A 17,494-nucleotide genomic window follows, 5' to 3' on the forward strand; every position below is an offset into this window, starting at 1 on the left:
ACAGCAATGAGGAACCACCAATGCCCAGGTCAAGCGGCTCCTATTCTACCAGCGATCTCTCCCGCAAATCCGGAGACATCATCGCCGAGGCGCTTCGCCATCCGGTGACCATCACCCAGCGTAACAAGCCGCGTCTCGTCCTCCTCAACATCGAGGATTATCAGCGACTGATGAAACAATCCGACCGTCGATCCGCCGGCACGATCGAGACCATGCCGGATGAACTCTTCGCCGAATTCGAAAACGCCGTCGAGACCTATGCTGGTGAGGATGAGGCAAGTCGGTAATGAGCTATGATCTGATCCAGACCGCAAGCGTCATACGCTATCCCTACCTGTGGGCACGGGAGGCCGAGCGCGGAGAGACGGAAGGGCGCAGGGAGCGGCCGGTCGCGGTCGGCGTAAGAATGCCGCGGCCGGACGGGGATCTGGTTCTCTTCTTTCCCATCACCACCAAGCAGCCGGAGGCGTCGCGCTTTGCCGTAGAGGTGCCCGTGATCGAAAAGCGCCGCGCCGGCCTCGATGCCGATCGCAGACTTTGGGTCATCTTCGATGAATTCAACACCGACATCGTCGGCAATTCATTCTATCTCGAGCCCGAGCCGCCGTCCGGCCGCTTCAGCAAGGCCTTCTTCCTGCCGCTGCTGCGCGAATTCATCAGCCGCCGCAAGTCGGCCACGGAAGTCAGCCGGTTCCGCTGATCTGCGGCGACGAGGTACGGCCTCGCATTGATCCTCAAGTAATCGACTTGACGAAGCGGTTCGCCTTGGCGACCGCATCCATCTCCCTGCGCCGGAAGTAGATCGCGCGTCCGCAGCGGATCGGACTATGACCCTGCACGATGATGATTTGCTCGTCTTTGCGCATCGACTGGGTGATTTCATGCGGCATGATCAGCGGCCGCCGTTGGAAACTGATGCTCTCGGATTTCCGCGGGCCAGCGGCCCGTTTGTCCCAACCGAGGTTGCGTGAACTGCCTTTGACCTCGACGGTCATCTCACCGCATTGGGCCGAGACGGAGCGGGCGGTGTCGAGCGCCTTGATCGCGGCATAGCTCGCGAAGGCGCAGCCCTCGATCCATGAGGTCGCGCCGTCTTTTCCGAAATGCCGTTCCAGCTGACCGACCGATTGGTACATCAGCATCATGCTGATACCGTACTTGCGGCCGCGGTCGCGGGCCTCCTCGAGAACGCGCATGTAGCCGAGCAGATCGACCTCATCGAGCATGAACAATGCCCGGCGCGTGAAAGCGCCGTCGGCCTGCATCATGGCGTTGATCAACGAGCCGATGATGACGCGGCCGATTCCGGGATAGGAGCGCAGGATCGATGCCGGGATATTGAGGAACACGTCCTTTCTGCCGCTGACGATATCGCTCGGTTTGAACGCGTTGCCGCAGACGAGCGCGGCATAACTGTAGAGCGAAAGCCACTGCGTATCTTTCGATGCCGTGGAATAGACGCCGCTGAAGGTCTGCTCGGTCATGTTGGTGAAGACACCAAGCGTTTCCCGGATGAAGTCCGATTGCGAGTTTTCCTGGATGTCGCGCAGCATGGCGAGCACCGAGGGCTCGGGCTCGGAAACGATCTCCCGCAAGCTTCGCAGATTCCGCCGCCCGGCATATTCCGGTGACAGCATGACGTGCGCCAGCAGCCCGGTCAGGAGATTGTGTGCCTGGCTCTGGAAATAGGATCCCGTCGAGGATTCGAAGCGCACGCTCTCCGACAGCAGCATATGCGCGATGCCGACGATATCCTCCTCCTTTTGGCTCGACGTCTCGATTCCGTCGAGCACGTTGAAGCCCATGGTTGGGTTTGTGGGATCGAGCACCATGACCTCCCGCCGGAGCGCGTTGGTGCGGTGCTCGACGACTATGGGCGCGACCTCAGTGGAGGGATCGAGGCAGATCAGAGGTCCAGTATATTTGAGCGCTGTCGGCACGACGTTGCTGGTGGTTTTGTATCCGCCCGATCCGGCGAAAAACAGCATATGGGTGGAATCGAAATCCTGTTTGTAGGTGAGCAATGGCGCCTTCCCGCCCTGTCCCCATGTGCTACGATCGCTTGCATCGAAGGGAAGCGCATGGACGATTTCCCTGTCGACCCGATAGCGCTCGCCGACGACGATTTCCCCATCCGGCGGAAACAGTTTTCCTGCTGCCGCCATGGGCAGCCAATCGGCATCTCCGAATATTCCACGCCGGGCACGCTTGATTTCATCCGGCACGACGACGGAGATGCGGGCGGACACAGCCACTGCCATGAAGCCGGCGACGGCGGCGATGACTGCGACCATATCAAGATAGGACAGCGCTCGATCCCACGGAACGACCCGGGCCTGCACAGCAGGTGCAAGCCGGCCGAATTCGCGCAGCGCATAGAAGGCGGCAACACCGAGAAAACACAAAAGACTTGCCATGGCGACCGGCCTTCGCCGATGCAGCGGCAAGGCCCACACGGTCAGAAGTCCGGCAAGAGGTCCGAACAGTAGAGGCGGCACAGGTGCTGCCCGCAGGAACCAGTGTTCCATCTTCCCGGACATGCCGGCGGCGAGTCCCGGCCATCGCCAGCCAACAATGTAGATTGTGATCGTGGTGACGGCGATCGGCGCCAAAACGAGCAGCAGGCTTGGATGTGGTTTGTCTCTTAGGCCCATTCCGCCGTCTCCTTGAGATGCGATGAAACGTCGGTCAGCGACGGAGCCTTGAAAGCCTCTTCGCCGATATCGCGTAGCCGCCGATGCTCAATGGAGCCTGGGACGAGCGTTGCCATTTCAATAAGGCCGCCGAGCAGGAATGCCCTATCCGCCTTCGACAGCCCGGCTTTGACGACGATCCCGCCGAGCAGGATCATTTCGCGCGCGTCGCGCCTGCGCTCAGCCGTCATTTGGAACCTGCCCCTGCGCTCCAGCGCCGCTATCTCCTGATCGACGCGCTTGAGGAGCGGGGCCAGCGGCGCCTTTCCTTTCCCCCTTTCGAAATCGCGCGGCGATCTCCTCGATGATCCGATCGACCTCCTCGTCGGCGATCTCCATCTCTGCCAAGCCGGATTTCGTTGCGGCGCGGGCAAACCGCTCGGCCGATTTAACTATCAACAGACGTTTGCGTTCACGCAGCTTTTCGATCTGGGCGTCGAGATCGGAAATCGATGATTTTGTCGCCACTGCCGGATCCTTTCCGTTTTCAGGCAATCGATACACAGCGATTATACTAACTAGAATAAAATAGTAAAATGCGTTAGCGTGCAACCGGAAAAACGGCATCGGCCCTGCGGTCCGATCGGTTCGAGGGCGCAATATACGTCGCTGTCGCGACGTGCTTGGAAGGTCAGGAGACGTCAGTGGCGATCATGTTCGTCAGAGCGCAGGTGATCAGCAGGGGAGCGGGACGCAGTATCGTCTCGGCCGCCGCCTATCGCCACCGCGCCCGGATGATGGATGAACAGGCCGGCACCTCGTTTAGCTATCGGGGCGGAGCTGGCGAGCTGATGCATGAGGAGCTGGCCCTTCCGGATGACATCCCGGATTGGCTGCGGTCGGCGATATCAGGTCAGTCCGTCAGCAAGGCCAGCGAAGTGTTTTGGAATGCCGTCGATGGCTTCGAGACTCGGGCGGATGCGCAGCTCGCCCGCGAACTGATCATCGCGCTGCCGGAAGAACTGACCCGGGCCGAGAATATCGCGCTGGTGCGCGAATTCGTCCGCGACAATCTCACTTCGAAAGGGATGATCGCCGACTGGGTCTATCACGACAAGGACGGCAATCCGCATATCCATCTGATGACGACGCTGCGGCCGCTGGCGAAGGAAGGGTTCGGGCCGAAGAAAGTTGCCGTCGTGGGAGAGGATGGCAAGCCGCTGCGTGTCGTCACGCCGGACCGCCCGAACGGCAAGATCGTTTATAAAGTCTGGGCGGGCGACAAGGAAACGATGAAGGCGTGGAAAATCGCATGGGCGGAGGCTGCGAACCGGCACCTAGCGCTTGCCGGCCACGAGATCCGGCTCGACGGCCGCTCCTATGCCGAACAGGGTCTCGACGGTATCGCGCAAAAACATCTCGGGCCGGAGAAGGCGGCGCTTGCGCGAAAGGGCAGGGAGCTCCACTTCGCGCCGGCTGATCTTGCCCGCCGCCAGGAGAGGGCCGATCGGCTGCTGGCAGAGCCGGAGCTTTTGCTGAAGCAGCTCGCCAATGAGCGCTCTGCCTTCGATGAGAGGGATATCGCCAGGGCGCTGCATCGTTATGTCGACGACCCGGTCGATTTTGCCAACATCCGCGCACGCCTCATGGGGTCGGACCAATTGGTCATTCTGAAGCCGCAGGAGATCGGGGCAGAGACGGGAAAGGTGTCGGAGCCCGCCGTGTTCACCACACGGGAGATGCTGCGTATCGAATACGACATGGCACAGTCGGCGCGGGGTTTGTCGGAGCGCCACGGTTTCGGTGTTTCCGAGCGGAATGTGAAAATGGCGATCGAACGCCTCGAGAGTGGCGATCCCAAAAATCCGTTTCGGCTCGATGCAGAGCAGGTCGATGCTGTCCGTCATGTCACCGGTGACGATGGCATTGCCGCCGTCGTCGGGCTCGCCGGCGCCGGCAAATCGACGCTGCTTGCTGCCGCACGTCTTGCCTGGGAGGGCGAGGGACACCGGGTGGTCGGTGCCGCCCTTGCCGGCAAGGCTGCGGAAGGGTTGGAAGGAAGTTCCGGCATCCGGTCGCGTACACTCGCCTCCTGGGAGCTGGTCTGGGCCAATGGCCGTGAGACGCTGCACCGCGGCGACGTCGTGGTGATCGACGAGGCCGGCATGGTCTCGTCGCAACAGATGGCCCGCGTGCTGAAGATCGTCGAACAGGCGGAGGCGAAAGTCATTCTAGTCGGCGATGCGATGCAGCTGCAGCCGATCCAGGCGGGTGCTGCCTTCCGGGCGATCAGCGAACGCATCGGTTTTGCCGAGCTTTCCGTCGTGCGACGCCAGCGCCAGGAATGGGCACGCGATGCCTCGCGTCTGTTTGCACGCGGCGAAATCGACAAGGGCCTCGACACCTATGCCAGGCGAGGCCATCTGGTCGAGGCGGGGACGCGGCAGGAGATCGTCGATCGCATCGTTGCCGATTGGAGCGATGCGCGCAGACAGGCAATCGGTCGATCTGTTGGCGAGGGCAGGAACGGCAGTCTTCGCGGCGATGAGTTGCTCGTGCTCGCCCACACCAACGCCGACGTCAAACGTCTGAACGAGGCGCTGCGATCGGTGATGACGGGTGAGGGGGCGCTCGGCGAAAGCCGCAGCTTCCGGAGCGAGCGGGGCGCACGGGAATTCGCTGCTGGCGACCGCATCATTTTCCTGGAGAACGCCCGCTTCATCGAGCCGCGCGGCCAGCGGCTCGGCCCGCAATATGTCAAGAACGGTATGCTCGGCACGGTCGTCTCCACCGGCGATGCGAAAGGCGAGGTCCTGCTGTCGGTGCGCCTCGACAATGGCAGCAAGGTGGTCTTCGGCGAGGACAGTTATCGCAATGTCGATCATGGCTATGCCGCGACCATTCACAAGTCGCAGGGCGCGACGGTCGACCGCACCTTCGTGCTCGCGACCGGCATGATGGACCAGCATCTGACCTATGTGTCGATGACGAGGCATCGCGACCGCGCCGATCTTTATGCGGCGAAGGAGGATTTCGAGGCGAAGCCGGAATGGGGACGCAAGGCCCGCGCCGATCATGCCGCGGGTGTGACCGGCGAGCTTGTCGAAACCGGCGAAGCCAAATTCCGGCCTGACGACGAGGATGCCGACGATAGCCCCTATGCCGACATTAGGACCGACGACCGAACCGTGCATCGGCTTTGGGGCGTGAGCCTGCCGAAGGCGCTCGAGGAGGCCAACATCTCAGAAGGCGACACCGTCACGCTGCGCAAGGACGGCGTCGAGAAGGTCAGGGTCCAGGTTGCGGTCCTCAACGAAGTGACAGGCCAGAAGCACTACGAGGAGAGGGAGGTCGACCGCAATGTCTGGACGGCCAAGCGGATCGAAACCGCCGAGGCTCGCCTCGAGCGCATCGAGCGGGAAAGCCATCGGCCGGAACTCTTCAAGCAGCTCGTCGAGCGGTTGTCGCGCTCGGGCGCCAAGACGACGACGCTCGATTTTGAGAGCGAGGCAGGTTACCGGGCACATGCTGAGGATTTTGCCAGGCGCAGTGGGCTCGATCATCTCGCTTTGGCAGCGGCCGAGATGGAGGAAAGCCTGTCCCGGCGGTGGGCGTGGGTTGCCGAGAAGAGGGAGCAGGTGGCGAAGCTCTGGGAGCGCGCGAGCGTGGCGCTCGGCTTTGCGATCGAGCGAGAGCGACGCGCCTCCTACAATGAGGAGAGAACCGAAGCCTTGTCGCAAACGGACCTTGCCGACGTGCGCTATCTGATCGCACCGGCCACCGCCTTCTTCCGGAGCGTTGATGAGGACGCGCGGCTGGCGCAACTATCATCCCCGGCCTGGAAGGAGCGGGAACCACTCCTGCGACCTTTGCTCGAGACGATCTATCGCGACCCGGATGCCGCGCTTGCCGCCCTGAATGCGCTGGTGTCGAATCTGGGTATCGCGCCGCGCGAGCTCGCCGGCAATCTTGCCGCAGTACCGGATCGGCTTGGTCGCCTGCGTGGTTCAGACCCGATTGTCGACGGACGCGCCGCCCGCGATGAGCGCAGTGCCGCGATCGCCGCCTTGAGGGAACTCAAGCCGCTGGCGCGAGCCCACGCGACCGAGTTCCGCAGGAACGCCGATCGATTCCGCGAGCGCGAGGAGAGACGTCGGGCGCATATGTCGTTGTCGATCCCGGCGCTCTCCGAACGCGCCATGGCGCGCCTTTCGGAGATCGAGGCGGTGCGCAGCCAGGGCGGGAACGACGCTTATAAGACGGCCTTTGCGCTCGCCGCCAAAGATCGCTCGGTCGTGCAGGAGATGAAGGCAGTTAACGAGGCACTGACTGCCCGTTTCGGCTGGAGCGCCTTCACCTCGAAGGCGGATGATATCGCGGAACGCAACATGGTCGAGCGCATGCCGGAGGATGTCACCGATGAGCACCGCGGAAAGCTGACGCGGCTGTTCGAAGCCGTGCGACGCTTCGCGGAAGAGCAGCACCTCGCCGAGCGTCGGGATCGCTCACAAGTCGTCGCCGGCGCGCGTGCTGATTTCAGCAAAGAGCCAGGAAAGGAGAATGTCATGCCGTCCATGATCGCTCCCGTTACCGAGTTCAAGGTCCCGGTCGAAGAAGAGGCGCGATCTCGTGCCCTTGCTTCGCCTCTCTATCGCCAGCAGCGCGCCGCGTTGGCCGAGGTGGCACGAGTGATATGGCGCGATCCGGCCGGCGCCGTTGACAAGATCGAGGAGCTGTTCGGGAAAGGTTTTGCCGCTGATCGCATTGCTGCCGCGGTGACCAATGACCCGGCCGCCTACGGAGCCTTGCGCGGTTCCGACCGTCTCATGGACCGGATGCTAGCATCGGGTCGGGAGCGGAAAGAGGCAGTGTTGGCCGTGGTGGAAGCAGCAAGGCGTCTGCGCATGCTTGGTGCGGCCTATATCAATGCGCTCGATGCCGAACGCCATGCCATCACGGAAGAGCGTCGGCGTATGGCGGTTGCCATTCCTGCGCTGTCGAAGGCTGCGGAAGAGGCGCTGACGCGCCTGACCGGCGAAGCGAGGAAGGACAGCAGGATGCTCAGCGTCTCCGCCGCGTCCCTCGATCCGAACATCCGCCGGGAATTTGCCGCTGTCAACCGGGCGCTCGACGAGCGCTTTGGTCGCAATACCATCGTTCGGGGCGATAACGACCTCGCCAACATGGTGCCGCCTGTGCAGCGCCGAGCTTTCGAGGCGATGCAGGAAAGGTTGAAAGTCCTGCAGCAGACTGTTCGCCTGCAGAGTAGCGAGCAGATCATCGTTGAGCGGCGTCAACGGGCTGACCGCGCTCGCGGCATCAACCTCTGAGGCTCGAAGAATCGGGGCATGAAATGGTTGGTCGGTTGGAAAAGCACGAGGAGCCGATTGGACCGAGATCGATCTTCCAATGGGTGGCGAAGCGGATGAAGCTATTGTTCGTCCGTTCCGCAGCGGTCATTGTAGAAGCGATTGCAGGCCTCGCCAGATCGCATGTTGTCTGCTTGACGCCACTCGATGGTCCCCTCGGACACTGACGTGGCCAGAAACAAGCTTGCCTCCAACAGCGCGCGGATGCCACAGAATGTGACGAGGTCTCGCGCTGACACCCTGAAAAACAAGCTTTCACTGGTCGGCACTATGATCGCGCCGCCATCTTCGAAAGTTAGAAGCCTGTCAGGTCCCATGGCGACGAGGGATTGGCAGAAGTCCTCGATTTGCGTGCAGATTATGTCGGCAACGTGCTGCGTGCGCGAGATAGCGACAAACGCTTCGGCGACGTGTACGCACTTTGAAATATCTCCCTCACCCGCCATCATTGGCGCTCGTGGCAGGATCAGATGCGCCTTGCCCGGCGGGCCAAGGTCAACGAAGTGACAGATTTCGCCAATCGATTTCTTCATGCTGTTCCTGCGTGTTTGGAGAAAAAAATTGTCGAGACGGAGAAGCGCTCGACGCTGCTCAACGTCGCATTCTGCAGATGCAAAGGTTGTTGCAGCTGGTGTTCGTGAAAAGATGGGGCAGTTGCGCTCATGCGACGGTCAAGACTGAGTGAGATCGCTAAAGAGTCCAGGATTGCCCCGATAGCCGCCTTGCTTCGGATTCTGGGTAAAGGCGGTAAGGAAGGTCCGCATAGACATATTCTGCCGGAATCGCGGGTGGGGACAGCTTCGATAGGAACAGGTCGAGATTCTCCTGACTGTTGCTGGAGACAAGCGTGTAGAAATTGCCGCTGTTCCAGGTGACGAATGAGTGTACGAAGAACCGGCGTAGTGCTTCGCCCATCTTCGAAAGGGTGACTTCGTTTCGATCCATTCGTGTCAGCACCGTCTCTTCCTTCGCGCGAATGTCTGACGCGCTGAAGAAGCGGGCTTTGAAGCTATGGTCCTTCTGGCGTTCCCGTCGCCGATATTCCTCGTCGTCTTCATGCCTGAACTTCTCCACGAACATGAAGAGCCCGTTGGTCTTGAGATGCTGCGAGACGAAACGGATCTGATCGAAGCGATTTGGTGAATACATCTGGAAAGTCGTGTCCTCGAGGATGATATCGAAACCGCCGCCAAACTTTCGAAGCTCCACGTCTTCTTGGATCCTTTGCGATGTCAGATGATGAAATGGTCCGTGGAAAAACATGGCGTGAGGAGGAACGCCATAGGCATAGAAGCTTCTGAGGTTCTCGACGTTGGGACTGCAGGACAGTGTTTCTATCCTGCCATTGCCAAGTTCGCCGATCACACGGGCCATCGTCCCCTCGGCTGTGCCTAGAGTGTAGAGCTTCAACTGCCCCTTTCTGGCGCGCGAATATTTGAGGATCGCGCTGCCCATGCGGCACTCTTCTTCGAACCGGTAGGGTATGCTGCTCAAGTAGTGCTTGTCGAACGGACCTTGGCGCAGCGGATGAAGGGCTGAAAAGCGCCTGAACGTCATGTCTACTGGGAACAAGCGGCGATCGAGCTCAGGCGATCTAACAGGCATTCCAGCCTCTCCGGACGCGGTTGTCGAAAAGAATTCCGAAAGCTCGTTAAGACGAGGTGCGCGGTCGCACTCCTCAATGAAGTCGGCAAATTCACGCATGCGAAAGCCTGCCTTTCTCTCGCACCATCGCGTTTTCAGGTTTTCAGGGAGGAAATCGCGCATCCCGAAAAGATTGCGCCCTCAGCGACGATGCTCCCAGAAGATGATCGTGATCATCATGTTTTCGCATCCACGATTTTGATCGGGTTTCACGAAATTGACATGAAATTCGACCTGAGGTTAAAGCCAGGTTTTTTAGCAACTTCGGGTGAGCTAGGCTCGCTGCCTGCGGTCTTTTGAGGAGCAGCTACTCGAGTGGGGATCCTTCCAATAATTCAGCCCGAACGGATGAAGAAGTCACAAGGGGAAACCATCCTTCACCAACAGGGCCTCTGGAGCCATGCCCGCGCCGATATCGTTCGTCGGCGCGGTCTGGGGCGACAGGTTATCGACGTTGTCGCGGACGATCACCTGATCTTCCTCAACATAAGGGGTACTGCGGCATCCGGCGAAAACTTTCTGGACGGACGAAGAGTCGAGTTCAGTCCGCGGCCGGACGGCTCGCTCGTTTATATTCCCCCCGGTTGCCATTGGACCGGTTGGGACGAAGGGGATGCTGAGGGTTGTTATCTTATGATAACCATGACGCGGGACTTCTTTTTCAACCTCGCGATCAAGCTGCCCCGCGCCGGCACCTTACGTCCGGAACTTGGATTTAGAGATCTGCCGATCCAATGCTTGGCGCGGCAGATTGCCGGAGAACTTTCACACGACGATTCCATGGGGAGTCTGATCGTTGAAGGGCATCTTGCGGCTATCTTCGGACTTCTGCAGCGCCGCTCCGGTACATCTGGCAGAGTATCTCGAGGAGGATTGGCGCCTACGGTTCTCAAGCGAGTGATAGGGCGAATCGAAGCTCATATCGATCGGCCTCCGAGCGTGCGCGCTCTGGCCGAAGAGGCGGGATTGACCTACGAGCATTTTTCCCGCGCTTTCAAGCAGTCGCAAGGCTCGACGCCCTATGGGTTCTATAATCAGCGCCGTCTTGAACGTGCGACCGACCTTCTCCGCACGACTGCGATGAGCGTGACCGAGATCGCGATTGCTTGTGGCTACGCCAGCGGGAGCCACCTCTCGACCAGATTTCGCCGGGAGACGGGATTTTCACCCGCCGAGTACCGGGCACTCTGGAAGGAATAGGTGGTTCTGGACAAGAGATAATATCAAATTCATGAAAGCCGCCAGCTATTCAGAGGAATAACATGTCCTCACGAACCTGCCAGTAGGGAGTGTGGATGAAGTGGGCGCGACAGAAAGCAGTTGCATTGGGTGTTATGCCTCTCGCGGCGTCTATCTCTTCTGTGTTCTGGCGTCGGCCACCGGCCGCAATGTCTACTTTGTGCTGGCGGCATGGGTTGCGACAGATGTCAGCAAGAGCGCGAGCGCTCTCGCCATCCTTTTGGCGCTCGGCAGTGCCGCTGAGTTGCTCACCAGCAATATTGGTGGGGTTCTAGTTGATCGATTTGATCGTCGCTTCGTCTGTATCGCTTGCGATTTATCCAGATTGATCCTCATATTTTCAACGGGCATTGGTCTCTCGTTCGGTGACCCACTTGGTGTTCTTTGCCTATCGTGGACCACCTTCGCGTTCCTCGACAGAACCCATTCGACTGCGCTGCAGGCCATCATTCCTGACATCGTTCGTCCTAAGAACCTCACTTCATTCAATTCGGCGTCTTATATTGCGATGCAGGCGGGCAATCTCATCGCCGCCATCGTCACCGGGTACAGCTTAGCTGGCATCGGCATGAATCTGACGTCGATCCTGCCTGGCGCCTTTTTCGGCCTATCACTGTTGGGGCTGCTGGCACTCGGCCGACAGCCGCTTTCTCGTTCTCGATCGGATTTGCAGGCAAAGAGCATTCGTCGGATGGATCTGTTGCCGACGACCTTTGTCGTTCACTCACTGAAGGCCATCGCCGTCATGTACGCGTTGACCTATGCGATGGGCATGCTTGTGAGTGTATTGGGCGCCGCATATGTCACCCGTGAACTCAAGGGGTCGGCGCTCGAGTTCGGTTATCTCGAGGCAGGTTGGGCCCTCGGTTCGATCGCGGGGTGTTCAGTCCTTCTTCTCAGAAGGGCGCGTCCGCGACGGCAGAGCATCCTCTTCCAGTCGGCGCTCGCCGGCGTAGTCCTGTTGGGCTTTCCTGTTTTCCAGAGCTTTTTGTCCACGCTCGTCCAAATGCTGTTGCTTGGCTTCTGCTACAACGTCACCCGGATTTTAATCGATGTACGGGTTCAATCGACTGTTTCGATCGACATTTTGGGGCGGGCGCGAAGCCAGATCCACACGATCTGTGTTTCGATAGGGCTTCTTGCTTACGGCATCATCGCGACCATCGGAGACGCAATTCCACCTTCGGGGATTTTTGGCCTCTTCGGGGCGCTGATGGTGGCCGTCGCGCTCTTCTTTCGTTTCAGTATGGATCGGGGAGCGCCGGTGGAAAGCCGGTTCGTCTGAGGATGGAGACGTCGCCCAATACCGAATTGGTATCAAAAGGTGAGGTGTTGGCCCTCATTTTTGATTTGTTCCCTTGGTTGCGTCAGTTTCAGCAGGCATCGCTGAACGACTATGCAAAGACGGCGTTCACGGTGGGATCGGAGCCATCGGGTTGCGTCGCGCGCAGCCAGGCAATGTCTTTATTGCGCTCACACGTGGGGGCCGTCGCGCAACGTCAGGGTTATTCAGCAGAAGCCGTGTCGAGCTTTCAAACCGAAATTGAATCCGCACCGGTGCTGCAGAGTGGCCCCCATCTCCACCTGTTGATCGAGCCGGACGCGTTTTACACCCATCTGTTCTCCCTGATGGGACTTCGCGCGCATGGCAGGACATCCTATATCTCCTACGCTTGCTCGACAGTGAAGTTTGTGGAGCGCGGTCGCAAGGGTCCGGCCTGGCTCCACGTCGATGGTGATGCAGTCAATGTCTTCGGCCTGTCCCGCAGCAAGATGATCCCCTACAGCATCCTTGGCAGAAACGGCTGCTACAGTTTTCATCTTCAAAACGTGGACAAGCCCGGTCGTGACTCGGAGGCAATTTCGAGCTTGCGGGACCTTTTGCCCCGTGGCGAATTCCAGTCGGCGGCAGAGGCGATCAAAGCGGCAAATCTTGGCCTCTGGAAGCGACATTTTGACAGCCAGGTAGACTTTCTTCAGCTTGACGATAGCGACATTGCCGATCTGGTCGCGGACCACCTTTCCGATGGTCGGTCCTGGCTGCGAGGCTCGCTGATCGAGGACCGAGCATTCGCGATGCGCCTCATCCATTGCATCGATCAACTCGCTGATTCGGCTTGGCGAGGTTGGCTGAAAAACTCGACTCATTTTTTCTGGGGCTGCACTGAAGGACGGCTTTTTCCGCTTTTGCTGGATGGCCGGTTCCTCCGGTCGAAAGCGCCCGAAGATGTCCGTGTTGAATTCTCGCCGGCAAGTCTTGTGGAGGCCTTGAGAACTGGCCGGATCGTGCCGAACCTTCTGCTGATGTTCATCGTAACGTCGATCCTGCCTGGCGTGCGTGTCCTAGGTGGAAGTCGGCATACGATCTATTATCCGTTGATGCGCTGGGCATTCTGCGAGGCGTTGAGGAGCAACCATCGTGACACACAGCTTCTCAACGCCCTGTCAAACGACGAACGGCCGGGGGTTTGGGGCCATCGCATCATCTCCTCGCCGTGCGAGCCGTTTTCGCTGCTGAATGCAGTTAGCCGCGGGGGTGTTGCAACGCTTCTCGAGCAGTTCGGCAAGATGAGCATTATCGACGCCTGCGGGCCCTTTTCCAGCTTCACCCAGGACCCCCTATGGGCGGAGCTTGCGGTGGCATACTCCTCCGGGAGGGTGGGCAGACACTCCTCGCAATGGGCGTTCCGCTGATCGCACCTCCTTTGGTTTTCTGACCACTTTACCGCCCGAAGCGTGACCTCTCGCTTTCGACTCAAGCGTCCCGCGTGTAGAGCGAAGCTATTGAATCTTGTGAAGAATTTGGTTGCGCGTCGAGCGGCTTTCAACTATTCTTTCCAGTGGGGCAGTACGCGCTGTCCCGGGGTGTGGAAACCCCTACAAGCGGTTGGTGTCGGCCGATTCGGCACCACACTCCTTGACCTTCGGTCGAGGAGCCTGTGGCGTATGTCCAGGTTCCTCGGAACTAAAGGCCACAGGACCGTCTTGTACGGTTTCCAACTCCCCGATCAGTGGGTTTAGCGAGTTATTCCGCGGGGGCGCACCGCGTGAAACTCTCCACACGGGGTATTCACCATGAAGCGCTATTCAGCAGCCCAGGTCCGGACTTCGAGGCCTGCGCAAACCCAACAGTCGAATATTGCACGCGAGTCGGTGCATCCAGTCGATCGACATGTCGGACAGCAGATCCGTATGCGCCGAATGCAGTCGAATGTGTCCCTGGGGGATCTCGGCGCCGGCATTGGGGTCAGCTTGCAGCAGGTGCAAAAATATGAAAGCGGCAAGAACCGCGTCAGCGCTTCGATGCTCTACGAGCTTGCAAATTGCCTCAAGATCCCTGTCTCGAGGTTCTTCGAGGGTCTTCCAGATCCCGAAACCACTCAGGACCAGCAATTCACAATAGAGATCGATGAGAAGATTGCCTACATTTCCACCGCGCAGGGACGGCGTCTGATTGAAGACGTTTTGCTCCTTTCCCCGCGAGTGCGCACTCGCGTCGCTGCCCTCGTCAGCTCGCTTGTCGACGAAGAGTTGGAAGAACAGAACAACGTTTCTCGCTAAAAAGAGACAACAAGAGCGGCGGTTGCAGATTTGGTCAGCGGTTCGCAGAGTTCTCGCCACGTGCTGCAGGTCTATCCCGCATCTAAAGAGCGATCTGGCCGACGTTCTTCTCTCGTTCAAGCACAGTGCCAAAACCGGCACTGCGGTCGGCAAGATCGTCAAAAATATCTGCCGCCGTTCTGCCATCGGCAAGCACAGGGAAGGGGAGGCGATCGCGGGCAGGATTCGATAGGGCCTCAGTTCCACCGATCACAATGGGACGTAAGCGTGCATTTTCCAGCCGTCCGCCAGATCCAAAGTTGCAGGTCGCGATGACGCTCCTCCACACTTCTGGCGGGCTCCATTCCTGTTCGTCTTTTTCCGTATGGAAGAGGAAGTTGCCAAGGCCGTAGAAAATCGGCGTATTCCGATATATCTCAATCGCTTGAAGGACCGGTGCGCCATGGCTGACGAAGAGGCCTGCGCCGGCATTCACGCAATCATGCGCAAATTCCGGACCCAGTCGGGGACTTGCTGCCAGTTCGGCTCCCAATGGTGATGATGCAAATATACGATGACGAATGTGTCGCGGCCCGCTTCTTCCGCGATCGCCGAAAGGTGAGCCCGGGCGCTGTGCCGGTCCACCACGATGCGGCGAGCGGTCTCGTCTGATCTCCGAAACACGGTTCCATAGAAATCAATTTCGTCTTGGCCCTGAAGATCCGGCGGATCCTCCGGCTGGGCATAATTGGCGCGCTCCAAAGGCGAACTTAGAAGATGTTCCTGAATGGAGCGAACCAGGTTGAAGGTTCCCGTTTCCAAGTCGAACACCCTGGAGACCTTCAGCCTATTGATGCCGGGCCTTGCTATCCTGTCCTGACTTGCGTCCTCGGCGTACATGAAAGACGGGCCCGGCCCGGCATCCATGGCAATGAGGGCAACACTCCGGGATCCGAACGTCATTTTCTGTGCCGTGGAAGCATGATGCTTGTTATGGCCGATGCCGGCATGCAGGAAATTGTGTGCCGCAACCTCCTCCAGCGTCGACAGGATCCCCGGCGGTCCGAGATCGAAGGCATGGTTGTTTGCCAGCGCCAGGCTGTTAAAGCCAAGCTCCTTCAATGCAGGCAAAACCTCCGGCGCCGCGGCGCCGAAATAGCGGCCTTTGAGCGGCCATCCACCATGACGACCATAGATGGTCGTCTCGAGATTGGTGAAGGCGACATCGCTTGCTTTGAGGATCTCCGCGATTTCAGCGAGCCGTGGATCGCTGATCGCTCGAAGATCATGACGAATGAGCGACTGGCCGGTGACAGCAATGGAAAAGGGTGCGGACATATGGTCTGCCTTCGATTTTGGGACGGCCGATTGCTCACGCGCTGTGGCTTCGGGGGAAATGCGGTCGTAGAGCCAGCGTCTAGTTTGATGTACGCGGCGAAACGTCGATCTTGAACCACTGCTCGCTCAGCCGCCTCAAGGTACCGTCTCTCGTGGCGGCGTCGATGGCACTATCGAACGCCGCAACGAGTTCCCTGTCGTCTTGCCGAAGCCCGACGCCGACACCCGGGCCCCACAAGCCACCGGAGAGCTGCGGGCCGTAGAGCGTTGCAATCCCGCCATCGTTGCTGTCGAGAAAGGCTTTCCACGTGAAATAGTCGGCAAGGCCGCCGTCGATGCGCTCAGCCACGAGATCGAGATGCATGTTGTCCTGGGAATCGTAGCTCCTGATCGTCGCGACCTTTCCGAACAGTTCATTGAGCACCGCTTCCGAATTCGATGATCGCAACACGCCTAGAGTTCTGCCGTTGAGGGCGGTTCGTAGCTCCTCGATCTTTGCCCGCTTTTCAGAGTCGATGGTGGTGAGATCGAGCGCCGCCGACGTATTCGTCGGCGGAAGATCGAGATCCTTGCGCATGACAAGTTGGTTGAAACCTCCGGCGTAGGGCTTGGAAAACGCGATCGATTTCTTCCGCTTCTCGGTTATCGCCATGCCCGACATGATCGCATCGAACTTCCCGACGGTGAGCGCCGGTATAATCCCGTCCCAGTCTTGAGGCACGAAAGTGCATTCGATCTTCATCCTCCGGCAAAGATCACGGCCAACGTCGATGTCAAAGCCGGCGAGTTCCCCTTCGGGGGTGATTGCATTCCAAGGCGGCGAAGCACCTTCAGAGGCGATTGTCAGTGTCTTCCTGTCCACTGCTCCGGAGTTGTTGGCACAGACGACAAGAGATAGGGCAAGCAGAAGTGTTCGTTTCACAACGATGTTCCTTTCATTGCTGTGTTTGATTGTTGGCGTCTGGAATGTGGGCTGGCGTCAAGTTCCGCCTCGAGTCGAGGGGCGGCTTTCGTCCGATCTTCGAGTGCAGGTTGCGCCGGCGGTCGACGGCTAGCCGTTGGTGTCCAATGTGTCTCCAGGATCTGGAAGCCTTGCGTGATCAAGAGGGTAAGCAGCAGGTAGAAAGCACCCGCGGCAATGAAGACCTCGTATGGAGCGAATGTCTCCGACACCAGCTGCCGCGCGAGCCCGGTCACCTCAAGCAGCGTGATCGTGCTTGCAAGGGAGCTTGCCTTCAGCATTCCAACCACCTCATTTGCATAGGCGGGAAGAGCGATCCTGAGGGTCAAAGGGAACACGATGAATCGGGCAGTCTGGAAACGGGAAAGGCCCAAGGCTTTGGCCGCTTCAATCTGCCCACGCGGGACCGCCTGGATCCCGCCGCGCAGTACTTCCGTCGTATGGGCAGCGCTGTTCAGGGTGAAAGCGATGAATGCGCACCAGAATGGCTCTCGCATCACTGCCCAGAGAAAGCTTTGGCGGACGAGGGGAAGCTGGCCAATCCCATAGTAAATCAGGAAAAGCTGCACCAGCAGCGGCGTGCCGCGAAACGCATAGGTATATGCCAGCACAGGCGCGGAAGCCCACGGATTTGATGATGCCCGTAGGAAAGCGAGCGGGACAGAAATGGCGAAGCCTGCGGCAAGCGATGCGAATGTCAGAACCAAAGTGAGAAAAAGGCCGCGGGGAAGGGTGAGCAACGCTTCAAGCGCGATGGTCGTGCTCATCGC

14 protein-coding genes and 1 pseudogene are annotated in these 17,494 nt (G+C 59.3%); 7 read left to right on the forward strand and 8 right to left on the reverse strand.

What is annotated here, in order from left to right:
• Nucleotides 1-20: 20 nt before the first annotated feature.
• Nucleotides 21-287 (forward strand): type II toxin-antitoxin system prevent-host-death family antitoxin, encoded by a 267-nt coding sequence (locus ATY77_RS18305; RefSeq protein ID WP_088688474.1) that lies wholly within the window; start codon nt 21-23, stop codon nt 285-287.
• Entirely contained in the window at nt 287-700 is a 414-nt protein-coding gene (locus tag ATY77_RS18310) for a hypothetical protein (protein WP_088688475.1), read from the forward strand. Before ATY77_RS18305 ends, ATY77_RS18310 begins: the two co-directional genes overlap by 1 nt.
• A gap of 34 nt (nt 701-734) precedes the next feature.
• Here the strand turns inward: ATY77_RS18310 and traG are convergent, their stop codons facing one another.
• The 3 genes from traG to ATY77_RS18325 are packed head-to-tail and all read right to left on the reverse strand — an operon-like array spanning nt 735 to nt 3,161.
• On the reverse strand, nt 735-2,654 hold the full coding sequence (gene traG, locus ATY77_RS18315) for a Ti-type conjugative transfer system protein TraG (RefSeq protein ID WP_088688476.1): 1,920 nt from the start codon (nt 2,652-2,654) through the stop codon (nt 735-737).
• The gene (locus tag ATY77_RS18320) at nt 2,645-2,884 is read right to left on the reverse strand and encodes a conjugal transfer protein TraD (RefSeq protein WP_088688477.1); all 240 of its coding nucleotides are present in this window, start codon (nt 2,882-2,884) and stop codon (nt 2,645-2,647) included. The genes traG and ATY77_RS18320 overlap by 10 nt, the downstream gene beginning before the upstream one ends.
• The gene (locus tag ATY77_RS18325) at nt 2,874-3,161 is read right to left on the reverse strand and encodes a TraC family protein (protein WP_088688478.1); all 288 of its coding nucleotides are present in this window, start codon (nt 3,159-3,161) and stop codon (nt 2,874-2,876) included. Before ATY77_RS18325 ends, ATY77_RS18320 begins: the two co-directional genes overlap by 11 nt.
• Nucleotides 3,162-3,337: 176 nt before the next feature.
• On the opposite strand from ATY77_RS18325, the gene traA reads away from it, so the two are divergent.
• Nucleotides 3,338-7,963 carry a Ti-type conjugative transfer relaxase TraA gene (gene traA / locus ATY77_RS18330; protein WP_088688479.1) on the forward strand — a complete coding sequence of 1,542 codons (4,626 nt, stop codon included), beginning with the start codon at nt 3,338-3,340 and terminating at the stop codon, nt 7,961-7,963.
• A gap of 101 nt (nt 7,964-8,064) precedes the next feature.
• On the opposite strand, the gene ATY77_RS18335 is transcribed toward traA, so the two are convergent.
• Together ATY77_RS18335 and ATY77_RS18340 are read right to left on the reverse strand one after the other, a co-directional pair.
• The gene (locus ATY77_RS18335) at nt 8,065-8,535 is read right to left on the reverse strand and encodes a hypothetical protein (RefSeq protein ID WP_088688480.1); all 471 of its coding nucleotides are present in this window, start codon (nt 8,533-8,535) and stop codon (nt 8,065-8,067) included.
• Between the two features lie 157 nt (nt 8,536-8,692).
• Nucleotides 8,693-9,706, reverse strand: coding sequence for a class I SAM-dependent methyltransferase (locus ATY77_RS18340; RefSeq protein ID WP_088688481.1), 1,014 nt, complete (start codon nt 9,704-9,706; stop codon nt 8,693-8,695).
• Between the two features lie 288 nt (nt 9,707-9,994).
• On the opposite strand from ATY77_RS18340, the gene ATY77_RS18350 reads away from it, so the two are divergent.
• The 4 genes from ATY77_RS18350 to ATY77_RS18365 all read left to right on the forward strand — a co-directional run bounded on the left by ATY77_RS18350 (nt 9,995) and on the right by ATY77_RS18365 (nt 14,446).
• Nucleotides 9,995-10,846 carry an AraC family transcriptional regulator gene (locus ATY77_RS18350; protein WP_245314360.1) on the forward strand — a complete coding sequence of 284 codons (852 nt, stop codon included), beginning with the start codon at nt 9,995-9,997 and terminating at the stop codon, nt 10,844-10,846.
• Nucleotides 10,847-10,946: 100 nt separating this feature from the next.
• Entirely contained in the window at nt 10,947-12,170 is a 1,224-nt protein-coding gene (locus ATY77_RS18355; protein ID WP_088688601.1) for an MFS transporter, read from the forward strand.
• Between the two features lie 2 nt (nt 12,171-12,172).
• Nucleotides 12,173-13,579, forward strand: a complete 1,407-nt coding sequence (locus ATY77_RS18360) for a hypothetical protein (RefSeq protein ID WP_088688483.1) — start codon at nt 12,173-12,175, stop codon at nt 13,577-13,579.
• Nucleotides 13,580-13,960: 381 nt separating this feature from the next.
• Nucleotides 13,961-14,446 carry a helix-turn-helix transcriptional regulator gene (locus tag ATY77_RS18365; RefSeq protein WP_088688484.1) on the forward strand — a complete coding sequence of 162 codons (486 nt, stop codon included), beginning with the start codon at nt 13,961-13,963 and terminating at the stop codon, nt 14,444-14,446.
• An 82-nt stretch (nt 14,447-14,528) separates the two neighbouring features.
• On the opposite strand, the pseudogene ATY77_RS18370 reads toward ATY77_RS18365, so the two are convergent.
• From ATY77_RS18370 to ATY77_RS18380, 3 genes and pseudogenes are all read right to left on the reverse strand, one after another.
• A pseudogene (locus ATY77_RS18370) lies at nt 14,529-15,763 on the reverse strand (CapA family protein).
• Nucleotides 15,764-15,842: 79 nt separating this feature from the next.
• Nucleotides 15,843-16,685, reverse strand: coding sequence for a transporter substrate-binding domain-containing protein (locus ATY77_RS18375; RefSeq protein WP_088688485.1), 843 nt, complete (start codon nt 16,683-16,685; stop codon nt 15,843-15,845).
• Nucleotides 16,682-17,491 carry an ABC transporter permease gene (locus tag ATY77_RS18380; protein ID WP_245314361.1) on the reverse strand — a complete coding sequence of 270 codons (810 nt, stop codon included), beginning with the start codon at nt 17,489-17,491 and terminating at the stop codon, nt 16,682-16,684. The genes ATY77_RS18375 and ATY77_RS18380 overlap by 4 nt, the downstream gene beginning before the upstream one ends.
• Nucleotides 17,492-17,494 lie beyond the last annotated feature (3 nt).

It is taken from the genome of Rhizobium sp. R634, from assembly GCF_002211305.1.
In the GTDB taxonomy this organism is placed as follows: Bacteria; Pseudomonadota; Alphaproteobacteria; order Rhizobiales; family Rhizobiaceae; genus Rhizobium.